This window comes from Nostoc sp. CmiVER01 (assembly GCF_034531135.2).
Taxonomy (GTDB): domain Bacteria; phylum Cyanobacteriota; class Cyanobacteriia; order Cyanobacteriales; family Nostocaceae; genus Nostoc.
The window spans coordinates 228,019-248,689 of record NZ_JAVRBU020000010.1 but is presented as its reverse complement, the minus strand read 5'-3'; the positions used below and the strand labels follow the sequence as shown (position 1 = coordinate 248,689).

Genomic DNA, 20,671 nt, shown 5'->3' with positions numbered 1-20,671 from the left:
TTATTTATTTAGTTGTTTAAATAATTCCATTAATTTATGTTTCCGTCCATGAGCGGCTTCTAATTGTGAACGATAAGCAGACCATTGGGCTTGTTGTCCGAGTTGAAGATAAGCTGTTTTTACTTTTTTGAGCCAATTAACCGAAGCGTCATAACGATCCGCTTTTCCTTGTTCTATAATTGGTTCTGCCCGTCTCTTAGCGTTATCAATTACCCAATCAGGACGATGGTAAACTGCCGCATCCATGACTCGATGAACCAATTCTGAAGCATAGTAAGTATCTCTTTCTACTGTTTTAATTGCATCATCAATTAATCCTTCATGCAGGAAAATATCAACCTGAGCTTCTCGTATTCCCCAATCTGGCTGTTCTCGCAGCGTTTGCAGTAAATCTTGTTTGACAGTCAACCAAGCTTCTCCTGCATAGTGTTGAATCTTACCATAGTCTCGAAACGATGGTCTGATTTTAAAAGCAATGATGCTGGCAGTTAGGGCAGTAGCATTATCTTCTAATCCTTGAGCTAAATCACTTGTCCAAGTAGCAAATTCATATAAACAGTTACCTGTTAAATTGATACCTGCAATACATATTTCTAACGCTTCAACCAAATACCCATCTTCTCGCAATATTTTTGCCAGGGCAAAACCTTCTTCTGCTTTTTCCATCAGGATTTTAGCCGCAGACATGGCCTCTTCTACTCTTCCCAAAGCTGCTAATTGCGTTAGGTATTGCAGAGTCATTTCTTCTGCTAAAGCTAGATTTAAATACTCTGCGTAACGATTTTGGCGTTCAAGAATTTGCAAGCGAATCAATGCTAAATCATCAGCAAAGCTTGGTCGTTCATTTTCCCAAAGTTCTGCGGTATCATCTCCTTGCATAATTTGTTGCAGTGGTTCATAATTCCAACCTTGACGCAATGCTTCTAAACTCATACTAAAGTCTGCGCTGATTTCGTCTTGCCATGATTCCAACATCAACTGCAAATCTACTATTTCTCCTGTAGACATTTCTGCACACAAAATTGCTTCTGTCCATGCACTGTCAAGAGGTTCTGCTATGGAATAACTATCACCACCATAATCTAGTAACTCATCCCATTCTTGGGCATAAGTTTCGGTAATAGTTTCGAGAATTGTAATTGCATTATTCCCATCTCCATTTTCTGCCAACTCCCGCGCTTTCTCAATTACAGCCAGCAAATCATCTGTGAATGGGTCTTCTTCTGAACCATACTCTAATTCTTTCAATCCATCGCGCAAAATCCGCTTGACATGAGAGCGAAAAGGTAATGTGTCAATTTTGCTTTGACGAGTAGAAGGTTGTTTGGTTTTCGGTTTCGGCAAATCTATCAAACTTACAAACTGATCAATATCATCAATTATTTCTGGTCTATTTTCCACCAGTTTTTGTAATAATCGCTGAGTTTGAAGAATATCAAGGCGATTTAATAATTGTTCTAGTGTTGGACGTTCTTCAATCCTCTCTGATTGACGCGAACAACTTAATAAGGTGGCAACGATATGTTTGCACCATCCATCATAATCATAAGCACAAGTACAACTTGCCGAGGTAATTCCACCTGCATCAAAACGAATACTGACTTGATATGGTGTAATTTCGCTACCCTCTACCTCCGTCTGAATCAGATTACCTCGTTTTTTTAGATCGGTGATTGCTCCCCTGCGATAATATTCTTCACCACGACTGTATGATGAAGCGTTGGAGTTATGGCGTATTATTGCTTCAGAAATCCCTGGAATTGACATAGCACCCAAGTCTTTTATTTTTAGCTTACGCTTAAACTGTCTTTATTTCCTATTGGGATTATTTAGCAATACATATTTCCGTCTTGTTCCTCCGTTTTAAAACCCATCGCTTTGACGTACTTATGTACCGCTATACTATGGAAGATGGAAAAGCGGCGTTACTGAATCATTAGATGATTTCACCCGATTTGTCACGATTTTTCTATAGTTTCAACCGCCAATTCACCGCGCATTTATGCAATGCCCTTATGCAGGAGGTGCAAACTGTGCAAAGATCTCTGCCCCTGTCAGGTTATTAGTTTCATTAGCAAAACAGGCATTACAAAGTCTTGAGTCTATCTTGTTACAGTTGATTAGAAGTAATTCTTGAGATGCGATTATAGGAGGTAACGACCGCAGGTAGCGACCGCAGGTAGCGTGTAAGAGTACCTACGGTCAAACTTGAGTTATTGGGTATCGTCTTTATCTTTAGAGGTTTCCAGCGAATAGCGTACACTCATAGGTATAAAATCCAGGTGTAAAAGCGCCCATAACGGGATTATGACTGTTAGGACAGCAATAATTTCAATCCCCCTTTTGAACCAACAATTTCCCAGACACCCCAGCCGTAAAACCCAACCCAATCGCCGCCATAGTCACACTAGGCTTAATAAACAACGTCGTAATTCCAATAACTGCACCCTAAAGACAGCCATAACAGCAAAGGATAATCAACTGATTTTTAGGTTTAGCCCTTTCGTCTGATATTGTATGAACGAGCAGGATTTAGCCGGAGAGCAGGAATATAGCTTAGGAAATACTAATGAACTTAAGCATTCAACAGATTGCGCCGGAGGACGTTGCATTAATGGAAGCTCTATTAGCGACCTTTGGTGAGGCGTTCGATGAGGTGGAGACATATAGAAATCCACCTAGTACAGACTACCTGCGGCAACTGCTCGATAGTGACTACTTCATTGCGATCGCCGCATTGAAAGAAGGTGAGGTCGTTGGTGGTCTTACTGCCTACGAGCTTAAAAAGTTCGAGCAGGAGCGCAGTGAGATTTATATCTACGATCTAGCTGTTGCCGCCGCACACCGACGGCAGGGGATCGCAACGGCATTAATTCAGAAGCTGAAGGAAGTAGCAGCAGCTTATGGGGCTTATGTCATTTTCGTCCAAGCGGATATCGGTGACGATCCAGCCATTAAACTTTATACAAAGCTGGGCGAGCGCGAAGACGTGTTGCATTTCGACATAGCAGTTAATAGCGGTCATAACAATGCCTAATGCTTATCTGAGTGGTTCATGATTGAGATTTGTGGTGAGCGATTGTCAGTCTTAGCATCAGCCGAGATTCAAGGCTTAGAGTTTAATGGCTTAGTGGTATTTGAAGATTTGTTGATAGCACTGGGCAAAACAAATGTATCGATAGTGAAAGAGAGCGACCTAACTCTTGAAAATTTGCGGTTACTAGATAAAGTTTGGACGGAAGAAAATATGCGAGTGTTTGAATTAATTTCCATCTTGGAAAAAGATGGCGAACGAGATTTTTAATCAAAATGCGTTCGTTACGGCAATTGTGCGGATCTATAAAGTTAACTGATTAATAAGTCCCGCACAAACACGGATTCATTCAATGCTGCCTTTCAGTAAAACTGCATTATACAAGTTTTGAAGGTGCATTTATGACTGATACTACAATGTTAGATAACCGTATAAATAAGCAAATAAAATTTGAACCATTAGAAGCGACAGTAGCAGCAACAGAAGAAGAGTCAGTAATATTAGCTGAAAAGCTCACACAGGTGGCAATTCCTTTAGAAGTACTGTTGCAAGCACTTAGTATAGCTAAATACGATAAGTCAGCAGCTTTTCAATACGCTGACAACTACTTAAACAAAATTAGAAATAAAGAGTGGATGTTTAGAAAATCATTATCTGCTGCCAAAAAAAGAATTTTTGAGAAAAAACTTGGAAATAGTTAGCGTAATTGCTGAACAAAGTCTTGTAGGTATTATATACAGGTAGGCAGAATATTTAACGGGACTTAAGCAAATTATCTTAAGCCAAAGCATCAAGAAGTTTTTATTCAAAAAATTTAAAATTAATAGAAAAAGTTCAATGACACAATTTAATGGTAATCAAGAAAGCCAAAAAAACTTTATTTATACTCGGTATCGCTATTGTGGAAGAGTAAAGCCAGAAAATCTAGCATTTAATGCTAATTTACAAGAATTTTCGCAGAAAGTTACCTATATTGTTAATCTGGAAACAAATGGAAAGTTACCTCTTGGGAAAGCTTTCAATCAGATTGAAGAACTTTGGGAAGAATTAAAACGTACTAAAGATGGGCTAATGATTGAGGAGAAGTATTAAATGCTTATCAAATCATGAATGAGTATTCTAAGCATATTAAAGTCCTTTTTAATTCTGACTCCTGGGTGCTGAATTCTTACAAATTAACTAACCTTTCTTATTCTGCTCCTGCCATAAAAGCTGAGATTGATACTTCTGAAGTTTCTCTAAAACCTCTTGGCGTTGTGGATGCCCTTCAAGAGATTTTTCAATGGCAGCAAATTCGTCTAATACAATCACTCCTGGCTGTAGCTTAGGATTGTTTACGGTTGGGTCTATAGAGTTCATAATTTTTATCCTTGGAGGGTGTTTGCTTTAGTAGGTTTTATGACCATATTCTAATATTTCGTATTCACTTATTTTCGCTCCAAACAACAAAACAAGTACCTAAAACTACACTCAATCCTACTAGAAATTCTGAAGTGCGACCTCCAGTTAGCAACAGTATGACTAAAAAGCCAAGTTCGACAGTGGCTATTTGTTTGAGCAGAAGAGCCAGTTTTATTTTCATTTGATAATTTTTCATCCAATCCAAGAGCAAGAGCCAGTATCAAGAATTGAATTAGGTGAACAGCAAATCAATAATTTAATCATGCCAACCTCTACTAATAAGTCCTAACCTTATTAAAACGTTAAATCTCAAATTTTAAACATTAATTTTGATTGCTATTCCAGCCGTCGAATTTGTACTTAAGATGTGAATTCTGAAGCAATCTTTCGATTCCCAAACGGATTAGCTCTGGTGGAACTCCGTCTAATTTCAATTCGGTTTGGATAAACTCATCAATTGAACTGGCTTTCGTCTTCTCTAAGAGCGCCAACATCTGTTGAGCTTGGGTTGTTGATGTGCAAGATGAGTTAGTTTCAGCTTGAGAGGTTTGCTTATTACTTGGTGCAGAGTCAATAAAGTTTTTGGTATCCCGGTCATAACCAGAGAAATTCTTTAACAGAGGCATTGGTATCCATTCATTGATGCCGCCGTAATAAACTGCTCGACCGACTGGTGATTGTGCAGCAATCTCCATTACTTGGGTTGAGGTAATCTTGCGATCGCTGGGGATGAGTTGAGTGGCAATCATGGCATTGTAAGCTGGGACGTTATCAGGATGAACCAACGCCACAGAAGTTAACTGCGATCGCAGTCCGCCAGAAATGCCCAAGTCATCAGTGTGAGGGTTCTGCACGACAATCCAGAAATGCCAACCGGAACTATCACCACAAGAACAGTAAGAGATGATTTTGTCTTTGAGCCAGCCAATTTCACCCTTAGTATTTTTAAATTTGGAACAAACAGCCGTACCTTCATCCAAAATAATCAACTTGGAGCCAGAGATGTTTTGAAATTCGGTAAAGCATTCTTTGACCCATAAGACAGCTTCGACCGGGGACATTTCTAGGATTTTAGCGCGTTTAAAAGTATCAACACGACCTTTGAAATAATCGGTTTCTTTTTCGTCACCTTTGGGGTCAATATAAAAGATGTGTATGTCAGGATGCAGTTGCTTAATAGCATCGATTGCATTGCTAATGGTGATGCCCTTGCCAGAACCAGGGACACCAACCCACAGCATATTGGTAACTTTTTTAGCAATGTGAGCGATTAGGTCATACTGCACTTGGGGTTTAGTGGTGTAGGTGGAGATATCGGTATTGACTGGAGGGAAAGAAGCAGGAGGCATGGGAGCAGGGGGCATGGGAGCAGGGGGCATGGGAGAAATTTCCCCTCCGATGGGAGCAAAGTGCCCCGTTTCCTCTTCAAACCTTGCTCCCACAGCATGATTTGGTAATTGAGCAAATCGAGCTTGTGGGATACCAAGATTTTGTGGTTGTATCGCCTCTTGAATAACTGTTACTTGTTGGTAGTTAACTCGTGGGTCAATTGTCACTTGTGCTAAATGCCCAGACAATTGCTCACGGGTGGGAAACTGCCCACGTAGCTGAATAAACCAATCAAGTAACCAACGGTAAGCGTAAAATCTTTTTCCTGGCTCAACGGCGCTCAAGTATTCACACACCAGATGAGAAGATTGCTTGAGCATGGCAAACTCATACTTAGACATTGGCTCCAGATGCAGCATCAAGTCAGCAATTTCATTTTGGTTAGCGAAATATTCAGCCCGTGCGACGCTATCACCCATTGCAGAAAGGAAAGCAAAGAAGTCACCACGAATAAAAGGGATGGGTGCAAATTGATGGGTATCGTTTAAGTCCTGAACAATTGACCACAGATAACCAACACCAGCTACGACTGCACCGATGGGAGCAAGAGGAGAGGTAGCATAACAAACTGCGCCAGTAACAGAGGTGGCCAGTGTGATGAACTTAGCGAGATTCATGCCGTTACGCTCATCTTTGGCGCGGACTAATAACTGATCTTGACGCTCTTGTAACCAAGAAGCGGTATTCCCAGCTTCCAAATACTCAATGCTGGGGTAATCGTCACGTAAAAGTGCCGTCTCTTTAGTTTCTAGCATTGGTATTTGTTGCTGCATGTGAATTCCTCTTACTTAGTTAATTTCCAAATGCTGTAACCAATCTCCCCTGCTATCATTGAAGCTACGTTGTAAGCAAAGCAAGCCAAGATCACACCAGGATTCGTGTAGCGGAAAGGATTACGACCAACAAAGGTAGTAGTCAGATCCAAAACCCAGAAAAATAGTGCGATCGCTCCACCTGTATGACGTTCTTTCATGCCAGCCCTCTTGTAATCGCCCCACAACGCCACTGTCAAATCGATGTTTCCAGAGGGCTTTGTACCCAGAGTATACTGTCGAGCATCTTCAAACTCATGCTTGGCTTGCTGGGGATCTTTGCCACGCAATGTCCGAGCTTCCATAACTTGAACAAGTGCAGAGATACCAAAACTAATCCAAAACAACGCATTGAACGGTAATTGTAGCCAACCAATCCAACCGATCCATTCAGTTTCAAACCAGGGAAAAATCGGTTTTCCTTGAAATAAAACCTGCCAAATACTATCAGTAGAAAGCAGTGTACCAATCCAAAAACCAATCGCACCAACGAGCTTATATCCGGGTGTGCCTGGGGTAACAAATTGGGCAATGATATGTGAGATAAAGACAACTGGCAGTGAGATTAATGCCACAATCCACCGAGCTAATAATTCTAGGTAGTCACCCCCTGCTTTTTTTGGCTCTCCTTGCGGTGATGGTTCTGGTTTTGGTTGTGAATTAGATTTGTTTGGAGTGAGATATTTCATAAATCAATTGACAGAATCTTTAAATAGCGGCGAATTCTTACAAGCATTTTTGAATCGATATTTCCATTTCCATTGCCTCTGTTCAATGCGTCCAACACATAAACCTGTTGAGTCATACACAAAAACTGTCTCCGATTCTAAATAACCAGTAGTGTCAGGTTTAGGGTTACGTTTTTTGGAGTCTAAATAGTTCCTGATTCGTAACTTACTGAATGAGGGCGTAACTCCAAGAGAGTTAATTTTGTCGGCGGTCACTGCCCTTTGCTCGGCTTTAATGCGTTCTAGTTCTTCAGACTCACGAATAGTTATGCCACTGTTGTAAGTTTTGAATTGGGCTGGCAGTTGTGATAACCAAGGACTTGCGATTAACCCCATGCCCAATAATCCCAACATCGCTTGCTTCTGGTATTTCATTGCCACTCGGCTGCCAGATTTTACGGTTGTTGCTGGTCGATAGTTTGTGTTGTCTGGGTGACGGTGCATTAATAACGCGAATGTAAACAGACAGCCCAATACAAACTATCAGAAAAATAATTGAGAATCCGAAAAGATTCTGCTCGAAAAACTTGCGCCATTTTAAGCTGGAGATTGGAATTTCTGGCTCAACAAAGAGCGTGTCAAATTTTTCAGATCCTGAATCGTCGCAGGTTGTTTCGACTTTTTTTCTGGTGTTGGCACTCCTAATTCCTCTAAAAATGCTTTCGGGTCAAAACCAACAGTTGCACCTGTTGTGAGGGTTTGAACTTGTTGTTTTACCTCATCTCCAGTTTTTAACCCGTACTCTTGGGTAATTTGTTGCCTGATTTCGGGATTTTTGGCCAACTGATAAATAAACGCTATTTCATCAAAGCCCTGCTCTGTTCTTCTTTTTAATGAACGAGCATCAAGTTCACTAGTGATCTCATCGAACAATTCTTGCTCAAACTCATGAACTGCCACTGCTTGAGCAACAGTCTTGCCTGCCACAATGTCCAAAAATGCTTTAAAAGTTTCCCGACTGACTCCAACAAGATGCAATTGTTCACTCACATTTTCTATGCCAGCCGTTTGTATATTCGCCAAATTGCTCTCACCTCCTAACATCTTCGATTGGTCAAGGGCTGTTTGCGCTAAATTAAACAACCTCTCCAAGCGATCGCAAATGTCAATACTAAATTCTTTTGCGTCATCTTCTACATCTTGGTTAATGTCTGGGTCGGACTTAGCCAACTCCTGTAAACCAGCAATGATTTTTGCAGGAGCGTATTTTTCACCCAGTAATTCAAACAAATCTTGACGACTGAATTTATCTTGAGTTTCAGACATTTTGTAATTCTCCTGTTAATGATTGAGTAAATCTGATTTGTTCAGTTTCAAATTCTTTAATCGTGTACTCTGACTTATTGGCTTCCACAATTGACTTCGCTATTTCAATCTTGGTTGTGCCTTGGTCTAAATCTCCAAACACTTCGCCAATTTTACCTAGTACCCAGACCTGATATGGACGAATTAATGGCGCTCTGAGTTTTTTTTCCTTCGCCATCTTCTGCATTTGGATTCGTGATAATTTATACTGAGGGATTGTTTCAGCCACTTCTGCCCAACGCTCCCATGTACGATAGCAAATATCCAAAACTCGCAACATTTTGGCATTAGTTATAGGTAAAACCAAAGGATTTAACCCGGAATTAGTGGTCTTTTGGCTAAAAAGTTGTTCTCTCCATGCTTGGTTCATCAATAGTAAGTCAATAAGTAGTCAAGAGTGTAAAAAACATAGTCAATATCCGTGTCAATTCCGTATGATTTTGATGTCATATTCTCTATCAACTGACAATGAATTAACTGTGATTAACCTTCTTTTTTATAATAAAAAACCGCTCTTGGCGGTTCAATAGGATTTTGATAGATTGAGAAGTTGTTTTATTTGGAGTAATTTTGCAGTTGGGAGTACTTTGGGGAAAAATTTTTGACGTTCTCCATCTCCCTAAGTAAAACTATGACTACCCATTCTGGGACTTGCTTTTTATATAGCCAGCAAGAAATAGTTTTTGTTGTCGGTGGTGTATAACCTGTTCCTTCATACCATTTATGAATTAAAGGCTCAATTAACCTAGTTGCTGTTGAAACAAATTCATATTCCCCAAATTCGACTGTATAGCCAGCTGCCTTTACCATTTCCTGAGCTATCTGTTGCAATTTATTCTGGGGAGACTTCGCCATTTTTTCTACCTCCCTAATTAATCTTTTTCATCATTGCTGCCAGGGTTTTTTCTCTTCATTGCTATGAACAAGGTACTTTTACCTTATTCTCTTTTACCATACTATACCGTAATCCAATTTGCATCTATAACGTCAAGTGCCGTACTATCAAAAAACTAGTTCTCCCTTAGATATGCCAAAGCCAGAATTTATATGCCGAAACCAGGATTTAAAACTATTACCGTCCCGGACTGGATTATTGAAGAAATCAAGAAACAACCTGACTATAAAGGAAATCAAGCTGCTACACTCGCACAACTGATCCAGGATGCTGTGAAGGCTCGTAGCCGAGAATTAGAAAGTCCCCGATTAATTAAGAGCCGAATACTTAATCATTTGCCACGTTGGAATCGGAACGAATCTTGGGAGTTAGCATTAACTATTTTAGAGTGGTTACATGAAAACGAACCAACTGCTGATTGAATTCTCAGTAACACATAGAGGTTTGAATGATTCTATTGCTACGTGAGCGTGCTACCCCGGAGCAACTTGAACAAATGCTGCGTTCTCACAAGTTCTACATTAAAACCGCAGTTGATATCGAGCGTCGGGTGCTGGTTGGTGGTGGAGGTCTACACGCTGATTGTGAAGAAAAATTGCTAGATGACGGCAGTAGACAACAAAATATTTGGGCTGCCAGTTTTATGCCAATAACTGGAAAAATCATTTATGAATCAATGGTTAATCTTTGTCCCCGGCAAAACCGTTCAATGGAACTTTTAGACCCTAATATTAGAGAAAGGGTTGCTCAACTGATTAACGAGTTTCTAGGAAATTTATGATCGAAGTGACACCAAAGCAACAAATTTTTATGCAAGATGATGTGACTACACGTTTACATCGTCTAGCTACACACTTGTCACAAATTCAATCTTTGTGGACTCAAGGCTCATCAGAGGATGTAATACTGGCTTTGATTGATGAAAGCAGATACTTTGTTGAGTGGACTGTGCCAGACATGGTAAAGGCAGATGATATTGACCGAGCCTGTGAGTTAGTTGATTTAGTTCGTCTTCTGACTCGTTGGCTATTCCATTGGGACAATATTTGGACTGATGCCCAACAAAAGCAATCTGCATCTGCTCAAATTTCATATTGGTTACAGCGAGTTTTGGAAATATCACGTACAGAACCGGAATCAATGAGTGCTTAATCTCTATGAATTCTGACTCTGTTTGACTAGCACTGATCGCAAGTACTGCCGACAAGCTGCTTCTCCCCTATAAATCAGAATCCGCAGCGCCTGTATTTCCTGGATCGGAGAAACACAGATTTCAGCGATCGCACTAATCAAATTCTGTTGCTTCTGCACATAATCTTGATGTTGCCGCTCTAACTCTTGAATCTTGGAGTTTAACTGTTGTATCTGTTGTAATGCTTGAGTTAGGGACGATTCTTTGCTTTGAGAGCGATTATCTAGAGTTAACGTCATTTTTTTACTCCTTATTTAGATTGTTAAAAGCCTTGCCAATCAGGACATTTCGCACCCTCAATGCCTTCGGGATGAACAGAACAGATTAAAGGGGAGCCGTTGTAAAAGATCCCGTGATAGTATTTGCAACCTATACAACTGGTGGGTCTAGTTAAAGGTCGAGGTAGACGCAGCATAACTTGGTTAATCTGAATTTGGTCAGCAATTCGGTCAGTAATGAATGTTGTGATTCCAGTTCCGATTATTGCCCCACCAATGGCATACATGATATTTTTGCCGAGATATTGAGTACCAACATAGCTACAGATAATTGTTGCTGCTGCTGCACTAATACAAGAAATGAAAACTGGTCGTTTCATATTTATCGCTGCTTTTTTGGTGGTTCGTACTTAGATAATAGAGCGCCAAAATCGTAAATTGTTACTGTTGGTTTTGGAAATGACTCTATTACCAGTTCTGGGCTACCCAACCCGACTGAATTTCTAATTTCCTGCTCCATGTTTAGATTCTCTTTGTTGATTAACTTGCTCCATCTCATCAATTGCGTCTACTACTTCTTCCAAAATATTGAAAGCATCGTTTAGCACAACATTATTTGAGGTAGAAAAATGCTCTGACGATTGAATTTTACGATAATCTTGACTACTGCCCACAAGCCGCAATGTATATTGACAACCTTGCAATATAGCTCGAATCTCTGGTGTAGTTAATTTGATTTCCATTGCTGTTCCTCCTAAAATTTATCTCGTTGAATACTGAGACTTGCTCCAATCAAAGCACTGCCCAAAAAGCCTGAAAAACTAACTAACATCATCCCCAGGCAGGTCTTTTTCTGATGCTGCCAATGGTGAGAACTTGTGGCAATCTCCATTCCCCAGCATCCCATTGCCCCTACTCCTGAAAAGCCAGTCAAGAGTAGAGAGACAATTGCAGTTGTTTCTATGGTGCGCTCGATAAAAATCCTGGGGTTAAATCTTTTTTGAGTCCGACGAAAAACTAACTTACTCTTATTATGTGAAGGCAAATATGATTGATGAGTTACTTTTTGTGTTTTCATTTTGCATCCTCCAATTCAATAAAAAACCCTGCACCAGTATTCTTAATTTTTACTTTTCTTTGATTGACTAACATTTGAATCACGCTAAGGCTGAAGTTGATATGACATAATCGAGCGCTACCACCAGAACGACGAAGGTATTGTATGCATAGTGAGGAATTGTCGGTATGAGTGAGATGAGTGGATTTTCTCGGCATAATGTTTCCTCTTTGACAATGCGAGTAAGTGTTTAGGCAAAAAAATTAAGAACATAACTAGTTAAAAACTAGTCATGCTCTCTGTATTTACAAATGTCGCCAGAAGTTCTTGCTGATAGTCTTGAGACTGACAACCTTGGGTTCTGCTGTTGCTTCAGGGGCATGACCAACAGCCACAGCAATTGGTGCAGGTGTCGTTAACAAAGAATTGAGTAATTCCATTTGATAATCAACATCTTCTACTGAGCGATATACCCTGTATGGTTCGATTTGCATACCCAAAGGTGTTGGTACAATCTTTAGATACTGATTTAGGGCATTGATATAAGCAACTGAAAAGTTTCTCTGCTCTACATAAGGACGAATAATCTCTAGTAATTCAATCGCTCTGTTGATTTCAGAAACTTCACAATTACTATCGATTTGTGACTGACTTCTTCTGTAGCCTTTCATCATCTTTTCGGCTACCAGATTGTTAAATTTACTAACCGCCCTCTGATGATTGCCTAATGTGTGGACTTTAGTCTGTGCTTGATAGCCGACTCTGCCCCACTGCACTGTTAAATTACCATCTTCGACAATGGCCGACCAGAATTTATTGCTGTTTCGGATAGTATCAACAAAGACTAAATAGATTTCCATATTTTTACCCTGTCAACTCACGACTTGACGGGCATTGCCCCATCTGAAATAGATATACTGAACGCGATCGCTACGAACCTAAAAGAGCGATCACCCCCATAGAATCAGGAGACAATCGCTTTTTCATCAGTTCATATTCCGAAACTTAGCAGCACGCAAAGACTGAGTTTTCGCTGCAACCACAGGACTGCTAGCCCGTCGTGCGGTGGATGCCCAAGCCTGCATACGCCCAACTGCCGCAGCATCTTGAATTGCAAGCGGGGTAATCGTTTGACGGCAAGCTTCGAGGTCAGCAAGCGTTACCTGCTGCGGTCTACCTTCATCGAATGCCAGCAGAGCAGCTTCAGATGCGAGAGTTTCCAATTCAGCGCCGGAGAATTTCGGGGTGTTGGCTGCAACTGCTTCGAGATATTCGGATTCTAGGTGAATGCCAAAACGTTGCAGATGAATGCTTAGGATCTGTACACGCTCTGGTTCAGTGGGCAGATCGACGAAGAAATTTTCATCAAATCTTCCCTTCCTCTTTAGCTCACTTGGCAGTGCAGAGGGGTCATTGCAAGTTGCCACGACAAACACACCACACTGTGATTCGGACATGAATGTAAGGATATTGCCCAGAATCCTCTGTGAGACTCCACTCGTGTCACCAGTACCCGAAAGCGCTTTTTCTATTTCGTCCACCCATAAAACGCAGGGTGCGATCGCTTCTGCCGTTTTCAAAGCACGTCTAACATTCCCCTCAGACTCACCTACCAAACTGCCTAAGAGGGACGCAATGTCTAGCTGGAGTAGTGGTAAATTGAGAATGTTAGCAATGTTTTTAGCGAGTAATGTTTTACCTGTACCGGGTGGGCCAGCCAGCAATACACCTTTAGGTTGGGGTAAGGAAAGCTCACGCGCCTCTTGTGTGAATAGCCGCCGCCGCCGAGTCAGCCACTCGCGCAGTAGATCCAAACCGCCAAAAGGAATGGTAGCTGGCTTACCCAACTCGATACCCATTTGAGATAGTAGCCGAGTTTTGTACTCGACGGCTTTGGGGATAAAATCAGCGTCAACGACGACACCATCATTAGTTAAGTTTTCTTTGACTGTTAACCGAAGGAAATCACTAATCTCCTCCAGGGTTAAACCCAGCGCTGCACGAGAAAGAGTTTCAAGTTCAGCATTTTCAAGCGTAACAGTAAAAGTCAATTCCTGTTCAATAGCAGACTGTTGTAGGTCATGCAAATAAGAATTGATATGAAGTAATATTTGGTCAATACTAGGTAAAGGAACTTCACAATAAGGAATCAATCTGATTAGAGATTCGTGTAATTGTATGTTCTGACCCAACAAGACAATGCGTTTATCTGTGGGTTTTAACCTGTGGTAAAGGTTTTTTACCTTGCTTAAAATCTCCCATGATAATTGGGGTGAGTTCTTAGAAATAAAGGGGTGAATATCTCCGAGAATAAATACACCATTCCCACTAAAGTTAGCAATGTAATCAAACACGTATAACAATGGATCAGCCTGTGGAGGTCTTTTGTACTCTGCGACTGGCTTAAACACCAATCCCCCATCTGCTGCGATTAAACATTGCTCCAAGGTTGATATTCCCAGATTCCAGAAGAACACTGGACATGAGAGCTTATTATTAGCTTCTGTAGTCAGCCACTGAATGATAGTCGCTTCATCGGGCGACAGCACATCAACCGCAGCAATGGGGATTTGTGAATCGAGTGTAGAGAGCAAATTTGAAAGTTTCATTGTTTTGCTATTTGGTAAGGAACTGGTGATAATTCATCGTGTGTATTTACGACTTTTACGATCACCTCATAGGCTTCGGCATCGCCGTCAAATACTTCTGCTATCCCATTACATTCAGGCTGGGCAATGGCGGAAATAATAGCATTGAGTAGTACGCAAAGACCTTCAGTGTTGGCTTTGATGATTACAGGCTGTCTTACTTTGTGTTGGGCGTAAATGTGAATAAACGGGTATTCTTTGTGTAGTTCTGACATAAATTAGGAGTGGGGGGATTATTTAATCCCCCTATCAACAATTACTGACGCAAACGTGTTTGATTACTATTCGTAGTCCGAAGTTGTTGGGTTTGAGCTTCATCTTTAAACGTGCGATCACCCACAACTCCAAGTGCTTCTTCAAATGGTTGCGTAGCCGATAAACAACTCAAGCCCTCGAACCCTTGAGCTTCCACTTTCACTTCACCAGTAGCGCTGTCAAAATGAATCAAAACTGAACGTTCCATGTTTATCTCCTAGCAAAATGTTGAACTTCCTGATGTCCGGCAAAGGTTAGGCGTAGGGTTTGCATAGTGCCATTAGTAGATTCTGCGATCGCACATTCACCAAACTGGTCTTGTAATTCGGCAGCTTTAGCTCTCACCATCCGTTGTCCGTATGCAAGCATTAACTTATTGGTGAAAAAGTCTTTGCCCAACTTTGGAACTGTCTCGTAGCTATCATGTATCACCTCATACACCCCACTTGAGGTATTCCACTTGAAACCGATGTCTGCACGGGCTTTTATAGTGCAACCAGATACGATGATTTCAGCGCTTTGTCCTTGGGAACCACCGTAGTATCCTTTTAGTGATTGTGCTGTTTCATGAACTTGCGGATTCAGTTTCAAATCTTGTAAAGCTTGTACCAGACATTCGCGGTTGGTGAGCTTGGTTTTAACTGTTGAGAAATGTGACATGAGAATTTTGTCCCTATAGTAGAAGTGCGGTATTGTTTTTGAGATGTATACTGACTGCATTTTTCGTTTAAGGTACTTAGTCTTGGGCGAATGCACCCGCCCAAGACTATTTTTTACCTGAACTTAAACGACATGACCGTAGCTTTCGATAAGCCCACGTCGTCAGTCGCAAGTGATTGTAGATTGCGTTGTTCATCCAGCAACTTGGTGCGGATCTCTTGCATCTTTTGCTGTAACTGTGAGCGCGTATCACTGCCAAGATTTTTTGACTCAATCGCTGGATCGTTAACGATAGAATCCAAGTGCGCCATCATCGCCTCCAAGCTGCTGCCTGCCTCCGGTGATGCGTTTGCCAGTAGTACTTGAACCTTCATTAGGTGACGCTCCATTTTCCTTTTAAACTGTATGGGTTTCCTCCCTGGTTCCCAATCAGCCAACTCTTCAAGCAATTGGGCGGCGAGTTGTTCACCACCAGCTAAAGCAGATTCCCGTAGCCTTTGCTCCAGATTCTGGTCATACTGTTGGATAAATCGCGTAATCTGGTCAAGACATTCGGCTTGTTGCTGATTGAGTTGTTCGGAGAGGGCAGGAATAATCACCGGACGACCAATAACGACTTGTAAATAGTCTTCAAGATCGGTCAGAGTCGGAAATGCTCTTAACAAGTTGGCTTTGACAGACTCTTGCTTATCCTGTGCTAATTCCCAAGTATTAAGTGAGAGGAACTGATCAATCCGCTCTTGATAATCAAGAAGTCCCGCTTCGTAATCAGCTTTTAATTGATTGCGTAAACCAGGGGCGATATTATCTCTGATATTGATTAACTGATTCCAAACGAGTGGAGCTAAATCAATCGGACAAACCCAGTCCCCAGTATCAGCAGACATCCACTCTTGAACCGAAGCAATCTCTTGCCTCAGTTGGGCAGCAGCTTCATCCAACTTCTTAAATACTTTGATACCCCGCAAACCGACTTCAGAATTTGTAACTTTCACAAGGTCTGATTCAATTTCAGAAACCTCAGCTTTTAGGACATCCGCCCATTTAGGTGCGGCAGACTTTGTACTTTTCTTTAGCTGAATACGGAAGCGAATACGGGTTTTATTTAACTGTGAGAAATTGTGGCGCTCGACTACTGCATCGGTTAGGAAATTTGCAGCAATAGGGTTGTCAATTGCTTGTACCATGATTATTGACCTCAATCATTATTTTTCACTTTCGATTAAGCGAAGCTTTCTTTGTGGTGATTTCTCAAGAGAGCGAATGTCTGTAGTAGCTCTATAGATTACTTTTTTAGAGCTATTTTGTAGGCGAATATGTCTTTTAATGACTGGTGGTTTATGTATGGACATGGCTTAAAATAGCTGAAGTTGTTGTGAATTATCCTGCGCCACAGGCTTTTGATAAACCATGCCTTCGACCTCATAACAGCGAGTCATGAGTTTGTTTCGGTTTAGTCGAAAGCTGGCTTTTTTCCTTTGATTTGGCAGAGGTAGAAATAGATACTGTGGATGTTGGATAGTACCTTCATCGCCCAAATATCGACAATGTGTACCATTAATTTGGTAAACTTTTGATGAGCTTAATAGTGTCGCGTCATACACTTTAATCAAATTTGTTTCCATCTGATTACTATTGAAGTAGAGTGTGTGATAATCTTTTATGGAATCGATTTTTCTCTACAGTTAGACTGATTGAATCTGACTGTAGAGTTTTTCACGGATAATCTGATTCAATTTTTCCTTTGATTCATCTGACAGAACATTAAAATCAAACTCTTTAGAGTCCCAAACTTCATCCAGACTTGTAGACTCATCAATAATGTTTGCAATCAAACAAAATTGATCGTCATAGTTCCAGCCATTCGCTAGAAGCCACGGTAGAATTCCCTCAGATTGCAATAATTTCTCAATGTCGAACGAGTCAGAAAACTGCTGTAAGTTTCCGATACTAGGGTGAACAATTGTTGTAGTCATTTATTGTTAGTAATAATGGTGAGTAAGCAGCACAGCAAGCTGTAGACAAAGCTTGAGCAACATCTAATTACAGTTACAGTTACTCAAACTCTGTTTACAACGAGTTAAAACGCCATCTCATTTGCAGCTTTTGTCACAGCTAAAGCCTGTTCCCAGATTTGTCGCCACTCTGTTTGCTCGTTATAGGATGCCATGACTAATTCCGACTCTACCCATACGCGACAGAACAATACATTTTCATCTGTCGTCCCCGGAGTAGGCTGTAGTGTAATGGGAGAATACAATTGTTCTGGGGTCAAAGTTGCGATCGCCGCAAGTATGCACTTTGAAAAATGCGTGTCGTAGCCTGATTCTAAGATATACGTCCGGTCTGCTTGAATAGTTATTAGCAACTTGCAGGTTTCTTTTTTGCGGCGTTCTGTATTCTCAAACCGCAGTTCTTTAAGATATCCAGTTAAAGCAGTTTGAGGGACATCACTCGGTTCACCATTTAGTGTGTACCATAGCCCTCCGTGCTGGCGATTACAATATATCTTGCAATTGCCAGCTTCACTGTGCAATCCTAATTTCGGCTTATTGATTGCTGCAACTAACTGCTTGAGCAATTCTTCCTGGCGCATCAAAGCAGCAAGTAAATCCGATGTTTCTTGAGGGTTCATTTGTTTGTACCAAAAGCATTTTCACTTTTGCATTGGCGAAGCCGTTTAATTGTGATATGTGAAGCGTAGAGCCAATAAAATAGCGCTCTTGATTTCACAAAAGCGCTTTTTATTACTCATTATTTGCCCTGTACAGATTATTGATGTGAATTAAATCTTGCTAGCAAATCTTCACGAGATAATTCAAGGCATAGGGGAGTAAATTCTTCTGGTGTTAACTGCAATAAACTCTCGACTACTCTTGAGAGTTCTTCATCCATAGAACCAAATCTGAATCTTAACAAGTTTTCAACAACTTGACGGCGTTCTTGTTGCACTCCTTGCTGTTTAGTAGTTTCTTCCCACTGCTGGTAAGCTTGCGACAAATTCATGATTAATTCCTGCTCATCTTCTGTTAAAGTTTCTTGCTGTTGAACTATAATTACCCGCAAATTAGTAATCAGTTTGAGAGTATTTTGTCTTAATTGGTTGCTTTCAGGTAATGCCAGCAATTCATCAATGGCAGTACGTTGCGTTTCGCCTCTACCCAAAATCCTTAGCCATAATGTTTCTTCTGTTACTGGTAGCTCGTTAACCGCTACTAGTGCTGCCCTAAAACATTTCTGGAAAAAGTAAACTCCCCTGCTCCACTTTTCTAAATCTAGTTTAACCTCTAAATCCTCCAACAGAGAGGCTGAAGCGCTAGGCGATATAATCCACAAACGAGCTAAACTATCTTCTGGTAAGCTGGTTTTCTCCCGCTTGGCTTTGCGTTGTGAGTCTGCAATCACGGTGAACAGTTTCAGAAAACAGTTGCGTACCTCTGACCTACTGGGTTGATTGCGGAATGGTTCCAAAAGTGCCGTATTTAATACAGCTATTCTGCCCAACAATCCAAGATTTTGAGCTTGGGCAGTTGGTGTGCTTGTAAACAAAACGTCAACAAATCTGGCTTCATCAGTGACTTGTTTGTTAACTTCTACTCTACCTAAAGGAGACAACAACTCCTCTAATAATTCCTTAGAAAACTGATCGTAAGGCTTGCTAGTCATGTTTTAAAGACGAACTGTATTTTATTTTACAAGGATTGGTTATGGTTGCATGGTGGGTATTAAAACCCACCATTTCAGTTACGCTGCTACTAACTCCCGACAAACTTGCGGCAGTTCAATCGGAGCAGTTGTCCTGGATAGAACCTCTACAGCCTCTTTCACACTCCAGTACCGTACTCCATCGCCACAGCGCCAGTAGTATGTCTTGCGGTCGTTTTCCCAGACTTCCTCAGCGTTTCTAACCTTGAAGAGTATGCCCAAAAACTCACCGTCCAGATATACATTGTGAGCCGTCTGAAGGTCAGTGCGTCCTACATAAGTCAGTCGGTAGCCGTCCACTGGCATACACAAATCTTCTGCACGAGTCCCGCGATCCCACAGTTACCGCACCCATGTCCTTCGCAATCTGGACAGATAGCAGCAGGCATATTCCACTTCGGCAGGGTGAAGTCCCATTCAGCCGGTGGGGTTAATATTCGAGCCTTGTGAGAGATATAACAACCAGCGTGACCGATTACTTTATCAGGATAGTATTGGACGCTTAACGATAACCAATCACAATCACCTAACAAGCCTATTTTCTCAGCAGCTTGTTTCAATTCCTTATCTTCTTTGTGATTGCACTCTACTGGAGTAGAAAGGCTCTCTTTCACCTCTGCTACTGCACGTTTGAAACACTCTTTGTGGTATCGAGCATAGCCGTGGGTCATTTTCACCCAAACGATATCATCCGAGTTTATCCAGATAGTTACTACATCTTCGGGCTTGCACTCTTTTGAGTAGTCCGACTGATTGACGATGGTTGCAATGATTTGGCGATCGCGTGTGGTTAGCGGATCTTTTGTTGGCGCAAGAACTGAAATTTGTGTCATGATTATAAGTTGCCTCTTCTTTAGTAGGTTGGGGCATAGGGGCGATCGCGTAGTTTTCCAGACAGAGCGATCGTCCTATTTATTGGTCATCTTGTTGTGCTGAAGGCACAACACTCTCAATCTAGATTTGGCGAAGCCTTATAAAAGTATTCCAGGGTAAAGCATATTAACTGAGGATCAAAACACCAGACAGCACAAAGCTGTAGAGAAGATATTGGGATGTTACCGTGTCCTCTGTACAGCCATGTGGAAACTAATTGAAAAGGCGATTACATACTGAGGAGTAATAATCGCCTTCATTCTGGGAGGATTGAAGTTTTTACAACCAGTTTTTAGACGTGGTAGGTCATCGGAATCATCTCCGGTGGCTTGAGCAATACAAGTTTTTGGCTTCCGGCTGCTAGTCCCGGTGGCGGCTGGTTTTAGGTTTCGTATCGTTAACTCGATTTGTAAGGGTTGAATTTTGAGCGCTTCTTTATTTTTCAAAAGAGGCATCGCGCTCATCTCCTCTATTATGATTACTATATTACTACGCACAC

General features: G+C 41.2%; 35 protein-coding genes. 7 read left to right on the top strand and 28 right to left on the bottom strand.

The window, feature by feature from the left end; all coding sequences use genetic code 11:
* A complete protein-coding gene (locus RMZ43_RS19215) occupies nt 1-1,767 on the bottom strand; it encodes an SWIM zinc finger family protein (RefSeq protein ID WP_322655884.1) in 1,767 nt (588 codons plus the stop codon).
* 802 nt (nt 1,768-2,569) lie between these two features.
* Here RMZ43_RS19215 and RMZ43_RS19210 point away from each other — a divergent pair.
* The 4 genes from RMZ43_RS19210 (at nt 2,570) to RMZ43_RS19195 (ending at nt 4,126) form a co-directional block, all read left to right on the top strand.
* The gene (locus tag RMZ43_RS19210; RefSeq protein ID WP_322655885.1) at nt 2,570-3,037 is read left to right on the top strand and encodes an AAC(3)-I family aminoglycoside N-acetyltransferase; all 468 of its coding nucleotides are present in this window, start codon (nt 2,570-2,572) and stop codon (nt 3,035-3,037) included.
* An 18-nt stretch (nt 3,038-3,055) separates the two neighbouring features.
* Nucleotides 3,056-3,304, top strand: a complete 249-nt coding sequence (locus tag RMZ43_RS19205; RefSeq protein WP_322655886.1) for a hypothetical protein — start codon at nt 3,056-3,058, stop codon at nt 3,302-3,304.
* 131 nt (nt 3,305-3,435) lie between these two features.
* Entirely contained in the window at nt 3,436-3,735 is a 300-nt protein-coding gene (locus RMZ43_RS19200; protein WP_322655887.1) for a hypothetical protein, read from the top strand.
* Between the two features lie 136 nt (nt 3,736-3,871).
* Nucleotides 3,872-4,126: a DUF7219 family protein gene (locus RMZ43_RS19195; RefSeq protein WP_322655888.1), complete on the top strand. Its 255-nt coding sequence runs from the start codon at nt 3,872-3,874 to the stop codon at nt 4,124-4,126.
* An 87-nt stretch (nt 4,127-4,213) separates the two neighbouring features.
* On the opposite strand, the gene RMZ43_RS19190 is transcribed toward RMZ43_RS19195, so the two are convergent.
* From RMZ43_RS19190 to RMZ43_RS19155, 8 genes are all read right to left on the bottom strand, one after another.
* Nucleotides 4,214-4,393 carry a hypothetical protein gene (locus RMZ43_RS19190; protein ID WP_322655889.1) on the bottom strand — a complete coding sequence of 60 codons (180 nt, stop codon included), beginning with the start codon at nt 4,391-4,393 and terminating at the stop codon, nt 4,214-4,216.
* 64 nt (nt 4,394-4,457) lie between these two features.
* On the bottom strand, nt 4,458-4,616 hold the full coding sequence (locus RMZ43_RS19185) for a hypothetical protein (protein ID WP_322655890.1): 159 nt from the start codon (nt 4,614-4,616) through the stop codon (nt 4,458-4,460).
* A 142-nt stretch (nt 4,617-4,758) separates the two neighbouring features.
* Nucleotides 4,759-6,597, bottom strand: a complete 1,839-nt coding sequence (locus RMZ43_RS19180; RefSeq protein ID WP_322655891.1) for a hypothetical protein — start codon at nt 6,595-6,597, stop codon at nt 4,759-4,761.
* A gap of 11 nt (nt 6,598-6,608) precedes the next feature.
* Entirely contained in the window at nt 6,609-7,325 is a 717-nt protein-coding gene (locus RMZ43_RS19175; RefSeq protein ID WP_322655892.1) for a hypothetical protein, read from the bottom strand.
* Nucleotides 7,326-7,328: 3 nt separating this feature from the next.
* Nucleotides 7,329-7,808 (bottom strand): hypothetical protein, encoded by a 480-nt coding sequence (locus RMZ43_RS19170; RefSeq protein ID WP_322655893.1) that lies wholly within the window; start codon nt 7,806-7,808, stop codon nt 7,329-7,331.
* A gap of 93 nt (nt 7,809-7,901) precedes the next feature.
* Nucleotides 7,902-8,630 carry a hypothetical protein gene (locus RMZ43_RS19165; protein ID WP_322655894.1) on the bottom strand — a complete coding sequence of 243 codons (729 nt, stop codon included), beginning with the start codon at nt 8,628-8,630 and terminating at the stop codon, nt 7,902-7,904.
* Nucleotides 8,623-9,039 (bottom strand): hypothetical protein, encoded by a 417-nt coding sequence (locus RMZ43_RS19160; protein WP_109013411.1) that lies wholly within the window; start codon nt 9,037-9,039, stop codon nt 8,623-8,625. Before RMZ43_RS19160 ends, RMZ43_RS19165 begins: the two co-directional genes overlap by 8 nt.
* 185 nt (nt 9,040-9,224) lie before the next feature.
* Nucleotides 9,225-9,524 carry a hypothetical protein gene (locus tag RMZ43_RS19155; RefSeq protein ID WP_322655895.1) on the bottom strand — a complete coding sequence of 100 codons (300 nt, stop codon included), beginning with the start codon at nt 9,522-9,524 and terminating at the stop codon, nt 9,225-9,227.
* A 192-nt stretch (nt 9,525-9,716) separates the two neighbouring features.
* Between RMZ43_RS19155 and RMZ43_RS19150 the strand changes: the two genes are divergently transcribed.
* From RMZ43_RS19150 to RMZ43_RS19140, 3 genes are read left to right on the top strand one after another with little or no spacing between them, the layout of a single operon-like run.
* The gene (locus tag RMZ43_RS19150; protein ID WP_190917952.1) at nt 9,717-9,986 is read left to right on the top strand and encodes a hypothetical protein; all 270 of its coding nucleotides are present in this window, start codon (nt 9,717-9,719) and stop codon (nt 9,984-9,986) included.
* A 26-nt stretch (nt 9,987-10,012) separates the two neighbouring features.
* Nucleotides 10,013-10,345 carry a DUF5674 family protein gene (locus RMZ43_RS19145; RefSeq protein WP_322655896.1) on the top strand — a complete coding sequence of 111 codons (333 nt, stop codon included), beginning with the start codon at nt 10,013-10,015 and terminating at the stop codon, nt 10,343-10,345.
* Entirely contained in the window at nt 10,342-10,716 is a 375-nt protein-coding gene (locus tag RMZ43_RS19140) for a hypothetical protein (protein WP_322655897.1), read from the top strand. The genes RMZ43_RS19145 and RMZ43_RS19140 overlap by 4 nt, the downstream gene beginning before the upstream one ends.
* A gap of 3 nt (nt 10,717-10,719) precedes the next feature.
* On the opposite strand, the gene RMZ43_RS19135 is transcribed toward RMZ43_RS19140, so the two are convergent.
* The 19 genes from RMZ43_RS19135 to RMZ43_RS19045 all read right to left on the bottom strand — a co-directional run bounded on the left by RMZ43_RS19135 (nt 10,720) and on the right by RMZ43_RS19045 (nt 20,627).
* On the bottom strand, nt 10,720-10,995 hold the full coding sequence (locus tag RMZ43_RS19135) for a hypothetical protein (RefSeq protein ID WP_322655898.1): 276 nt from the start codon (nt 10,993-10,995) through the stop codon (nt 10,720-10,722).
* 23 nt (nt 10,996-11,018) lie between these two features.
* Nucleotides 11,019-11,354 (bottom strand): hypothetical protein, encoded by a 336-nt coding sequence (locus RMZ43_RS19130; protein ID WP_322655899.1) that lies wholly within the window; start codon nt 11,352-11,354, stop codon nt 11,019-11,021.
* Nucleotides 11,355-11,356: 2 nt separating this feature from the next.
* The gene (locus tag RMZ43_RS19125) at nt 11,357-11,494 is read right to left on the bottom strand and encodes a hypothetical protein (protein ID WP_322655900.1); all 138 of its coding nucleotides are present in this window, start codon (nt 11,492-11,494) and stop codon (nt 11,357-11,359) included.
* Nucleotides 11,478-11,717, bottom strand: a complete 240-nt coding sequence (locus RMZ43_RS19120) for a hypothetical protein (RefSeq protein ID WP_322655901.1) — start codon at nt 11,715-11,717, stop codon at nt 11,478-11,480. The genes RMZ43_RS19125 and RMZ43_RS19120 overlap by 17 nt, the downstream gene beginning before the upstream one ends.
* 11 nt (nt 11,718-11,728) lie before the next feature.
* Complete coding sequence (locus tag RMZ43_RS19115; RefSeq protein WP_322655902.1) at nt 11,729-12,052, bottom strand: hypothetical protein; 324 nt, start codon at nt 12,050-12,052, stop codon at nt 11,729-11,731.
* Nucleotides 12,049-12,249 (bottom strand): hypothetical protein, encoded by a 201-nt coding sequence (locus RMZ43_RS19110; protein ID WP_322655903.1) that lies wholly within the window; start codon nt 12,247-12,249, stop codon nt 12,049-12,051. Before RMZ43_RS19110 ends, RMZ43_RS19115 begins: the two co-directional genes overlap by 4 nt.
* A gap of 87 nt (nt 12,250-12,336) precedes the next feature.
* Nucleotides 12,337-12,891 carry a WGR domain-containing protein gene (locus RMZ43_RS19105; RefSeq protein WP_322655904.1) on the bottom strand — a complete coding sequence of 185 codons (555 nt, stop codon included), beginning with the start codon at nt 12,889-12,891 and terminating at the stop codon, nt 12,337-12,339.
* 126 nt (nt 12,892-13,017) lie between these two features.
* On the bottom strand, nt 13,018-14,640 hold the full coding sequence (locus RMZ43_RS19100) for an AAA family ATPase (protein WP_322655905.1): 1,623 nt from the start codon (nt 14,638-14,640) through the stop codon (nt 13,018-13,020).
* Nucleotides 14,637-14,894: a hypothetical protein gene (locus RMZ43_RS19095; RefSeq protein ID WP_322655906.1), complete on the bottom strand. Its 258-nt coding sequence runs from the start codon at nt 14,892-14,894 to the stop codon at nt 14,637-14,639. The genes RMZ43_RS19100 and RMZ43_RS19095 overlap by 4 nt, the downstream gene beginning before the upstream one ends.
* A 41-nt stretch (nt 14,895-14,935) precedes the next feature.
* Nucleotides 14,936-15,142, bottom strand: coding sequence for a DUF2997 domain-containing protein (locus tag RMZ43_RS19090; protein ID WP_322655907.1), 207 nt, complete (start codon nt 15,140-15,142; stop codon nt 14,936-14,938).
* Between the two features lie 2 nt (nt 15,143-15,144).
* Nucleotides 15,145-15,594 (bottom strand): DUF1257 domain-containing protein, encoded by a 450-nt coding sequence (locus RMZ43_RS19085; protein WP_322655908.1) that lies wholly within the window; start codon nt 15,592-15,594, stop codon nt 15,145-15,147.
* A gap of 113 nt (nt 15,595-15,707) precedes the next feature.
* Nucleotides 15,708-16,781: a hypothetical protein gene (locus RMZ43_RS19080; protein ID WP_322655909.1), complete on the bottom strand. Its 1,074-nt coding sequence runs from the start codon at nt 16,779-16,781 to the stop codon at nt 15,708-15,710.
* A gap of 168 nt (nt 16,782-16,949) precedes the next feature.
* Nucleotides 16,950-17,219: a hypothetical protein gene (locus RMZ43_RS19075; protein ID WP_322655910.1), complete on the bottom strand. Its 270-nt coding sequence runs from the start codon at nt 17,217-17,219 to the stop codon at nt 16,950-16,952.
* A 60-nt stretch (nt 17,220-17,279) separates the two neighbouring features.
* Nucleotides 17,280-17,570 (bottom strand): hypothetical protein, encoded by a 291-nt coding sequence (locus RMZ43_RS19070; RefSeq protein ID WP_322655911.1) that lies wholly within the window; start codon nt 17,568-17,570, stop codon nt 17,280-17,282.
* A 104-nt stretch (nt 17,571-17,674) separates the two neighbouring features.
* Nucleotides 17,675-18,229 carry a hypothetical protein gene (locus tag RMZ43_RS19065; RefSeq protein WP_322655912.1) on the bottom strand — a complete coding sequence of 185 codons (555 nt, stop codon included), beginning with the start codon at nt 18,227-18,229 and terminating at the stop codon, nt 17,675-17,677.
* Nucleotides 18,230-18,366: 137 nt separating this feature from the next.
* Complete coding sequence (locus RMZ43_RS19060) at nt 18,367-19,260, bottom strand: hypothetical protein (protein WP_322655913.1); 894 nt, start codon at nt 19,258-19,260, stop codon at nt 18,367-18,369.
* Nucleotides 19,261-19,338: 78 nt separating this feature from the next.
* Entirely contained in the window at nt 19,339-19,605 is a 267-nt protein-coding gene (locus RMZ43_RS19055; protein WP_322655914.1) for a hypothetical protein, read from the bottom strand.
* Nucleotides 19,581-20,132 carry a hypothetical protein gene (locus RMZ43_RS19050; RefSeq protein ID WP_322655915.1) on the bottom strand — a complete coding sequence of 184 codons (552 nt, stop codon included), beginning with the start codon at nt 20,130-20,132 and terminating at the stop codon, nt 19,581-19,583. Before RMZ43_RS19050 ends, RMZ43_RS19055 begins: the two co-directional genes overlap by 25 nt.
* A gap of 222 nt (nt 20,133-20,354) precedes the next feature.
* Complete coding sequence (locus tag RMZ43_RS19045; protein ID WP_322655916.1) at nt 20,355-20,627, bottom strand: hypothetical protein; 273 nt, start codon at nt 20,625-20,627, stop codon at nt 20,355-20,357.
* Between the last annotated feature and the right edge of the window lie 44 nt (nt 20,628-20,671).

Excerpts from the sequence above, each read along its gene's own strand:
- RMZ43_RS19215 (WP_322655884.1), bottom strand. The coding sequence starts at position 1,767 with ATGTCAATTCCAGGGATTTCTGAAGCAATAATACGCCATAACTCCAAC.
- RMZ43_RS19210 (WP_322655885.1), top strand. The coding sequence starts at position 2,570 with ATGAACTTAAGCATTCAACAGATTGCGCCGGAGGACGTTGCATTAATG.
- RMZ43_RS19205 (WP_322655886.1), top strand. The coding sequence starts at position 3,056 with ATGATTGAGATTTGTGGTGAGCGATTGTCAGTCTTAGCATCAGCCGAG.
- RMZ43_RS19200 (WP_322655887.1), top strand. The coding sequence starts at position 3,436 with ATGACTGATACTACAATGTTAGATAACCGTATAAATAAGCAAATAAAA.
- RMZ43_RS19195 (WP_322655888.1), top strand. The coding sequence starts at position 3,872 with ATGACACAATTTAATGGTAATCAAGAAAGCCAAAAAAACTTTATTTAT.
- RMZ43_RS19190 (WP_322655889.1), bottom strand. The coding sequence starts at position 4,393 with ATGAACTCTATAGACCCAACCGTAAACAATCCTAAGCTACAGCCAGGA.
- RMZ43_RS19185 (WP_322655890.1), bottom strand. The coding sequence starts at position 4,616 with ATGAAAATAAAACTGGCTCTTCTGCTCAAACAAATAGCCACTGTCGAA.
- RMZ43_RS19180 (WP_322655891.1), bottom strand. The coding sequence starts at position 6,597 with ATGCAGCAACAAATACCAATGCTAGAAACTAAAGAGACGGCACTTTTA.
- RMZ43_RS19175 (WP_322655892.1), bottom strand. The coding sequence starts at position 7,325 with ATGAAATATCTCACTCCAAACAAATCTAATTCACAACCAAAACCAGAA.
- RMZ43_RS19170 (WP_322655893.1), bottom strand. The coding sequence starts at position 7,808 with ATGCACCGTCACCCAGACAACACAAACTATCGACCAGCAACAACCGTA.
- RMZ43_RS19165 (WP_322655894.1), bottom strand. The coding sequence starts at position 8,630 with ATGTCTGAAACTCAAGATAAATTCAGTCGTCAAGATTTGTTTGAATTA.
- RMZ43_RS19160 (WP_109013411.1), bottom strand. The coding sequence starts at position 9,039 with ATGAACCAAGCATGGAGAGAACAACTTTTTAGCCAAAAGACCACTAAT.
- RMZ43_RS19155 (WP_322655895.1), bottom strand. The coding sequence starts at position 9,524 with ATGGCGAAGTCTCCCCAGAATAAATTGCAACAGATAGCTCAGGAAATG.
- RMZ43_RS19150 (WP_190917952.1), top strand. The coding sequence starts at position 9,717 with ATGCCGAAACCAGGATTTAAAACTATTACCGTCCCGGACTGGATTATT.
- RMZ43_RS19145 (WP_322655896.1), top strand. The coding sequence starts at position 10,013 with ATGATTCTATTGCTACGTGAGCGTGCTACCCCGGAGCAACTTGAACAA.
- RMZ43_RS19140 (WP_322655897.1), top strand. The coding sequence starts at position 10,342 with ATGATCGAAGTGACACCAAAGCAACAAATTTTTATGCAAGATGATGTG.
- RMZ43_RS19135 (WP_322655898.1), bottom strand. The coding sequence starts at position 10,995 with ATGACGTTAACTCTAGATAATCGCTCTCAAAGCAAAGAATCGTCCCTA.
- RMZ43_RS19130 (WP_322655899.1), bottom strand. The coding sequence starts at position 11,354 with ATGAAACGACCAGTTTTCATTTCTTGTATTAGTGCAGCAGCAGCAACA.
- RMZ43_RS19125 (WP_322655900.1), bottom strand. The coding sequence starts at position 11,494 with ATGGAGCAGGAAATTAGAAATTCAGTCGGGTTGGGTAGCCCAGAACTG.
- RMZ43_RS19120 (WP_322655901.1), bottom strand. The coding sequence starts at position 11,717 with ATGGAAATCAAATTAACTACACCAGAGATTCGAGCTATATTGCAAGGT.
- RMZ43_RS19115 (WP_322655902.1), bottom strand. The coding sequence starts at position 12,052 with ATGAAAACACAAAAAGTAACTCATCAATCATATTTGCCTTCACATAAT.
- RMZ43_RS19110 (WP_322655903.1), bottom strand. The coding sequence starts at position 12,249 with ATGCCGAGAAAATCCACTCATCTCACTCATACCGACAATTCCTCACTA.
- RMZ43_RS19105 (WP_322655904.1), bottom strand. The coding sequence starts at position 12,891 with ATGGAAATCTATTTAGTCTTTGTTGATACTATCCGAAACAGCAATAAA.
- RMZ43_RS19100 (WP_322655905.1), bottom strand. The coding sequence starts at position 14,640 with ATGAAACTTTCAAATTTGCTCTCTACACTCGATTCACAAATCCCCATT.
- RMZ43_RS19095 (WP_322655906.1), bottom strand. The coding sequence starts at position 14,894 with ATGTCAGAACTACACAAAGAATACCCGTTTATTCACATTTACGCCCAA.
- RMZ43_RS19090 (WP_322655907.1), bottom strand. The coding sequence starts at position 15,142 with ATGGAACGTTCAGTTTTGATTCATTTTGACAGCGCTACTGGTGAAGTG.
- RMZ43_RS19085 (WP_322655908.1), bottom strand. The coding sequence starts at position 15,594 with ATGTCACATTTCTCAACAGTTAAAACCAAGCTCACCAACCGCGAATGT.
- RMZ43_RS19080 (WP_322655909.1), bottom strand. The coding sequence starts at position 16,781 with ATGGTACAAGCAATTGACAACCCTATTGCTGCAAATTTCCTAACCGAT.
- RMZ43_RS19075 (WP_322655910.1), bottom strand. The coding sequence starts at position 17,219 with ATGGAAACAAATTTGATTAAAGTGTATGACGCGACACTATTAAGCTCA.
- RMZ43_RS19070 (WP_322655911.1), bottom strand. The coding sequence starts at position 17,570 with ATGACTACAACAATTGTTCACCCTAGTATCGGAAACTTACAGCAGTTT.
- RMZ43_RS19065 (WP_322655912.1), bottom strand. The coding sequence starts at position 18,229 with ATGAACCCTCAAGAAACATCGGATTTACTTGCTGCTTTGATGCGCCAG.
- RMZ43_RS19060 (WP_322655913.1), bottom strand. The coding sequence starts at position 19,260 with ATGACTAGCAAGCCTTACGATCAGTTTTCTAAGGAATTATTAGAGGAG.
- RMZ43_RS19055 (WP_322655914.1), bottom strand. The coding sequence starts at position 19,605 with ATGCCAGTGGACGGCTACCGACTGACTTATGTAGGACGCACTGACCTT.
- RMZ43_RS19050 (WP_322655915.1), bottom strand. The coding sequence starts at position 20,132 with ATGACACAAATTTCAGTTCTTGCGCCAACAAAAGATCCGCTAACCACA.
- RMZ43_RS19045 (WP_322655916.1), bottom strand. The coding sequence starts at position 20,627 with ATGCCTCTTTTGAAAAATAAAGAAGCGCTCAAAATTCAACCCTTACAA.